This is a genomic window from Pseudoalteromonas sp. MER144-MNA-CIBAN-0113 (genome assembly GCF_040308965.1).
Classification (GTDB): domain Bacteria; phylum Pseudomonadota; class Gammaproteobacteria; order Enterobacterales; family Alteromonadaceae; genus Pseudoalteromonas; species Pseudoalteromonas tetraodonis.
The window spans coordinates 1-1160 of record NZ_JBEOOG010000173.1; the positions used below are offsets into that span (position 1 = coordinate 1).

The 1160-nt window shown below is 34.6% G+C and carries 1 protein-coding gene; it reads right to left on the bottom strand.

Features of this window, described 5'->3' with window-relative positions; all coding sequences use genetic code 11:
* Positions 1-183: 183 nt before the first annotated feature.
* The gene (locus AAEY57_RS19235; protein ID WP_350608577.1) at positions 184-1059 is read right to left on the bottom strand and encodes a restriction endonuclease; all 876 of its coding nucleotides are present in this window, start codon (positions 1057-1059) and stop codon (positions 184-186) included.
* Positions 1060-1160: the final 101 nt, after the last annotated feature.

Consider the following 1160-nt stretch of genomic DNA (forward strand, 5'->3'; position numbering starts at 1 on the left):
CAACCATCCTAGATGGTTTTAAACTAAGAACATACCCAAGACAATTTATTAAAAATTAGTTTTTACACAGTCTGGGCCAATTGCGGACATTGGTACATCGCCCGCTTAAGCGGACAAAAATTGTTGGCTAAATTATGGAGCGAAGCGGAACCTAACTAACTGTTCCGTTTAAAGCGCTTATAGTTATGTTTTCACGCTCCAACCTTTAACCACATGATCTTTAAATATTGCAGTCTTTGAACTTTTACCTAAATACTCGATTACACCTACTAGTTCCTTTGAAAAATCAATGTGCATAGGTTGATGAATTGGCTTTGGTATGTAATAGGTTAGGTCAACTTCCTTCAGTTTTAATTTCAGATCATCGCAGTGTAGGTACGCCTCATCAAATTTTAGTGATAAACTACGTTCACCGAAATTTGTATCAGTACCTTGCCCTAAGCGCTCTTCAAGCTCTTTTAAAGAATACTTATCATTTCTCCCTACATCTTCAATAACTGTTTGATCATTTTGCATGCTTAATTGCAGATTGCCACTGCTTGTATCAAGATTTGTATTTTCTTTGATCCATTTACCATCCATTTTAGTGTTAAAAGAGGTGATACTCGCTGCAGAAATTGCATGTATATCAATATTTACCTGCTTTATTAATGGAGTACCATCTTCAAGCATCCAGTCTGAATCATTTTGCTCGCGAACAATTAACAATTCAACTTTGTTATTCAAAGCTTTAGTTTTTGCACCAGACTGGTACCCCGTTTTCGTCGCAAAAATTGGTTTTAAATCTGGTATATCACGTATTTTCCCCAGAAGTGCATCAATTTTTTCAATACTCACTTTTGATGCGTAATCTTTACACTCGATAACGGTTTTATATGTTATTCCAGCAAACTCATATTCCCAATAAAGATCAAACTCTCGAGCTATGCCAAAATTATCATTAATCTTCTTACTTTGTTCAATTTTAATATTTTTTAACTCTGTCCATTTTTCAGAATCGAATAGAGCTTGATGCAAAGCAGCTACAAAATTTTCATACTCTCTTCCATTATTGCTCAAGGTTTACTCCAAGTTTGAATGAAAACATAACGAGCCTGTAGAATAACTCGTTTTTAATTTATTTTTATTGATGCATTAACCATAGCCGAGTTCCTATTTTG